Source organism: Acetomicrobium mobile (assembly GCF_937920065.1).
In genome coordinates this window covers 1-4,736 of the sequence record NZ_CALETC010000078.1, presented here as the reverse complement: position 1 = coordinate 4,736, position 4,736 = coordinate 1, and the positions used below count along the sequence as shown (strand labels likewise).

Here is a 4,736-nt window from a genome sequence, read left to right as displayed (position 1 = left end):
AACCGGGCTCGCCGCCGCAACATTTCCCGCACCCAAGGCAAGAAAAATATAAACCGTCATCCCACCATCGTTTATTTTTCTGTTCGCCCATCGTAGTCTGTCGCAATCTCCTCATAAAGAAACTTCCAAAAGCCCACGCCGCCCCTGCTTGAAACTTGTTCGCATACAACATCCAAGGCAATCTCTTCAAGCTGATGAAAAGGGCCTTTAGGATTAGGCCCCAAGGCCCTCGCCACGGCCAGTTGAGACTTACATATCTCTGCTAACAAGAATCCCTCGAAGAGCTGGCATGCATTCTTCAAAGCCTCATCGGCACGATCGCGCTCCTTTGGTTTGTTATTCCTTGACGGGCCTTCAGCTAAGAAAGAACGTTTGATTGGAACATAAATATCGTATGGCATATTACATCACCACTAGTTCCCCGTGAAGGGCCCCGGCATCGTTGATGGCCTGCAGTATAGTTATGGTATCCCGCGGAGTGGCGCCAATCGAATTTAAAGCGTCGACCAAATCCTCAACTGAAGCACTGGCTTTCATCGATACGACTCTTCCTCTTTGTTCTTCTACTACCACTTCGGTTCTTGGCACTACAGCCGTCCGTCCGCCCGCAAAGGGTTCAGGTTGCACGGCTTCCGGCGCCTCGGCGACGGCAACGGTCAGATTGCCGTGTGAGACAGCAACAGCACTTATCTTAACGTTTCCTCCCAATACTACCGTGCCGGTACGCTCGTTTATGACCACCCTGGCCACAGTGTCCGGCCGAATTTCTAACTGCTCTAAAGATGCTACGAAGCTGGCGGGATATTGGGCGTATGCCGGCGGAAAGGCTACTTCCACCCTACCTGCATCGATGGGCAAAGCAATTCGGCCGAATTTCTCATTGATTGAAGAAGCTAAGCGATGAGCGGTAGTGAAATCGGGTTGACGAAGCAGCAAGGTTAGTTTAGAGTCACTCGCATACCCCATGGGGACATCCCTTTCGACAATAGCTCCTCCAGCAATCCTACCTGTAGTTGTGACGTTTTTGGCAACACGAGCCGCCATTCCTTCTGCCGTAAAGCCCCCCACTGTAACGGGACCTTGTGCTACCGCATAAACTCCGCCATTGGCGGCTTTAAGGGGTGTTTGAAGCAATACACCTCCTTCCAAGCTCTTGGCGTCGCCCAATGTGCTCACTAAAACATCCACTGTCTGGCCCGGATTCGTAAAGGGAGGAAGATTGCATACCACCGAGACGGCGGCAATGTTCCTAGAGCGTATCTCTCTCGTACCCAGGGAAAGACCGTACTGCTCTGCCATGTTTCTGATCATGCGCGTGGCCATGCCGGTCCTATCGCCAGTTCCGGGCAGTCCAACTACAAGCCCCATGCCCGTCAACTGGTTACTCCTTGCACCCTCCACCACGGCCAAGTCCTTGACCCTCACCCTTGGCGAGAGTTCTTGCGCGTATACCGCCAAAGAAAGGATACCAATCGGATTTAAAAACCAGAAGACCACTAAGCATACCAAGCATAGGGTTAAAAAACGCCGAAACATTAGATCACACCTTCCCTTTATCCGTTACATTAAAACAGGGCTTGAAGAATCTGCGTAATCAAGCCAGGCTTCTGGACTCTGGACAAAGAGCCCTTCCCTTCCACGAAAAGCTCAGGGTTGGCTAACTTAGTGCTTGATATGGTGTTATTGAAGGAAACGTCAAGTGGTCTTATCACTCCCCTAAGAGTGAGCTTGAGCGTTTCGTCGTGAGTTTTAAGATCTCTGTAGCCCTCTATTACTAAGTTGCCATTGTCCTGGACTTCCGTGACCACGCAACTTATCGTAGTCTTCAGGGAATAATCCCTTTCAGTGCTCGTATCCCCCGACATATCCGTATCTGCCTTCACTCCAAACTCGCGTATGAAATCAAATATACCCGTTCCGTCATCAACGTTATGCTTGATTTCTTTGGTCAAATCGGTGTTGGCCTCGTCATTTGCTCTTATACTTTCTTCAACTATGACCGTGACAATATCTCCAACACGAGATGGCTTGGGATCGGCGTAGAGGTTGGCGCCATCCTGCCATAGCGATTGAGCTTGTGCTGCACTTCCAAAGCTTATAAGAAGAAAGAGCAAAAACAAGGATGCTAAATGTCTTTTCATGAACTTCCCTCCTTCGCCACAACCACCCCATCACCAATGACTTTAGCCAAAACTACACGACGGCTGTCCAGATTGACCACCTTTATGATCTGGCCCAATGCCCCCGAATCCAATGCCCTTGCTATCGCTTCGATCGTAACAGCTCCGGATTTTGAATAAAAACGTACCTTATCTCCCTTTTTGACCAAATAGACAGGCTCGACATCTCGTGCGTAAATGGGTTCACCCGGTTTAAGATAGCATTTTAGCCTTTTTCCCAAAAACTCGTCCGGGGATCCGGCAATGTCTTCGCGTCGACATGTACAAGTCTTAAAATCAATATCATTAAGCGTCAAAACATCGCCATACTCAAGACTAGACATCGCTGTATAGGTAGGTGCTATCCAGTTTATGTCAAAGCGCTTGTAACGAACTGAGCCATCTTTTAGACGAATCTTGACAGATGCTTTTTCAATGCCGGGTTTGACTCTTGCAACTTCAAGTATGTCACCTTCTATGCTGTCCTTTGAAGTTATTTTTAGCTTCCAAGGCCACGCAGCCTGACGTCGAATTTCCGCACTATAAGGATCCTCGAGGGAAAAATTTATCTTGTCGGGCATGATAAGGGAAATGGTAATCCCTTGCAATCCCGAGGTTTGAATCGAGTGAAGGATTAAGTCCTTCGTGATGCCATCTTCGTCATGTGGCGTTACGGAAATGTTTGCCACTGCCATGCCATAGCGAGGGTCTCCTGATATCTCTGATATGGCACCCAATTTCACTGACGATGAAGAAGGCAAAATGATAACTTGATCGATCTTTATTGTCACATCCGGGGCAGCAAAGACCGGGCGTGCACCTAAACATGTAAGGGCTAGCAAAAGCACCAGAGAAGATAAAACCCTAAAAGCAGTCTTACCCCACACATACGACATAAATTATCGCCTCAGATTGTTTGCTATGTGCAACAACTCATCCGCCGTTTGTATGGTCTTTGAACTAGCCTCGTAAGCTCGCTGAGAAACTATCATTGCCACCATCTCCTCCACCACCTGAACGTTCGACATCTCCAACGCTCCTTGGCGAAGGGTGCCAATCCCTTCCTCGCCCGGTTCCCCCAATATGGGAAATCCGCTGGCGGGGGTCTCCAAAAATAGGTTCTTTCCTATGGCCCTCAAACCTTGGGGATTGACAAAACGAGCCAGCTCAATTTGGCCAATTTCATCAGGCTCGATATCGCCCGGCTGTCTTGCGTACACTTCACCCGTAGGACTTATAGTGATCTCCACAGTATCTTCCGGAATGGTGATTTGTGGCTCCAGAAGATAGCCGTCAGATGTGACTATTTGGCCTTCCCCATCGATGTGCCAGCTTCCGTCGCGGCTATAGGCAATAGTGCCGTCGGGTAGGGTTACCTGAAAGAAACCGTCGCCTTCTATAGCCAAATCCAAAGGGTTGTCGGTAACTTGCAAATTTCCAGGGCTCATTACGCGGCTTGTACCTACTAGCCTCGTGCCCAAGCCTATTTGTATCCCGGTGGGAATCATCGAATCGGGCTCGACAGGCGCGCCAGGTTCCCTCCCTATTTGATACATGAGGTCCTCAAATTCCGCCCTCATCTTCTTATAGCCTGTGGTATTGACATTTGCAAGGTTATTGGAGATGACGTCAAGGTTAGACTGTTGGGCGATCATACCTGTGGCTCCTGACCACAAAGCACGTATCATCATTATCACCTCTTGCGAAAACTCAAAAAATCAATCACGATCTTCCAAATGTCGTTATCAAAGATCCCGTTTGTTCGTCTTGAATGGTCAAGCTCCGAGCAGACGCCTCGTAGGCCCTTTGGCCCTCTATAAGTCGCACCATTTCGCATATAACGTTGACGTTGGATCTCTCCAGGGCTCCCGGGATAAGACGAGTCACCTCCACTGCCAAGGGTTCGCCCGAAGCGTTGCTTACTTGAAACAAATTTTTTCCGACGTTTCTAAGGTGAGTAGGATCTTGGAAGTCAAACAACTGGATTTGACCTACAACTTCTCCGTCCGCTATGACCGCGCCTGACTCACTGATTTCAACGATATCAGCGTCGCCTACAACTATGGGAGTGCCACCTTCGCCAGCGACGCTTTGACCTTCCTGAGTCACAAGGACTCCGTTAAAGTCGAGGGTAAAATTGCCTGCCCTGGTATAAAATACATTGCCTGCACCGTCTTGAAGGGAGAAAAAACCTCTTCCGGAGATAGCTACGTCAAGGGGATTATCCGTCACTCTGATAACGCCTTCAGAAGCATCTATTGCCGTTTCGGAAAGCACTACGTTGAGACTGGAATTGCCTATGGGCCAGTACATCGCTTTGCCTAAAGGCTCAACAGACTCTCTGCGTTGCACTAAAACCTCGGGAAAGGATTTATTGACCGCAATCCTCCTCTTAAAACCCACGGTGTCGATGTTTGCAAGGTTATTAGACGTTACATCAATTGCTTTTTCCTGAACCAACATCGCCGATGTAGCGCCATATATACCGCGATACATACCAAAAGAGTCCACCTTTCTTTAAAATCTTAAACACCTAACGCCAAGAGCTTGAGCTCTTCTTCAAAGCCGAATAAACAG

The 4,736-nt window shown here is 48.8% G+C and carries 6 protein-coding genes; all 6 read right to left on the bottom strand.

Annotated features, from left to right (window positions below; translation table 11 throughout):
• Positions 1-71: 71 nt before the first annotated feature.
• Genes Q7P41_RS03175 through flgF form a run of 6 tightly spaced genes read right to left on the bottom strand, consistent with a single transcriptional unit; the run spans position 72 to position 4,655 of the window.
• Positions 72-401 carry a hypothetical protein gene (locus Q7P41_RS03175; protein WP_303882065.1) on the bottom strand — a complete coding sequence of 110 codons (330 nt, stop codon included), beginning with the start codon at positions 399-401 and terminating at the stop codon, positions 72-74.
• 1 nt (position 402) lies between these two features.
• Positions 403-1,536, bottom strand: a complete 1,134-nt coding sequence (locus tag Q7P41_RS03170; RefSeq protein WP_303882064.1) for a flagellar basal body P-ring protein FlgI — start codon at positions 1,534-1,536, stop codon at positions 403-405.
• A gap of 29 nt (positions 1,537-1,565) precedes the next feature.
• On the bottom strand, positions 1,566-2,141 hold the full coding sequence (locus Q7P41_RS03165) for a flagellar basal body L-ring protein FlgH (RefSeq protein WP_303882062.1): 576 nt from the start codon (positions 2,139-2,141) through the stop codon (positions 1,566-1,568).
• Positions 2,138-3,055, bottom strand: coding sequence for a flagellar basal body P-ring formation chaperone FlgA (gene flgA, locus Q7P41_RS03160; RefSeq protein WP_303882060.1), 918 nt, complete (start codon positions 3,053-3,055; stop codon positions 2,138-2,140). Before flgA ends, Q7P41_RS03165 begins: the two co-directional genes overlap by 4 nt.
• Positions 3,056-3,058: 3 nt before the next feature.
• Positions 3,059-3,847 (bottom strand): flagellar basal-body rod protein FlgG, encoded by a 789-nt coding sequence (gene flgG / locus Q7P41_RS03155; protein WP_369693131.1) that lies wholly within the window; start codon positions 3,845-3,847, stop codon positions 3,059-3,061.
• 34 nt (positions 3,848-3,881) lie between these two features.
• Positions 3,882-4,655 (bottom strand): flagellar basal-body rod protein FlgF, encoded by a 774-nt coding sequence (gene flgF, locus Q7P41_RS03150; protein WP_303882057.1) that lies wholly within the window; start codon positions 4,653-4,655, stop codon positions 3,882-3,884.
• Between the last annotated feature and the right edge of the window lie 81 nt (positions 4,656-4,736).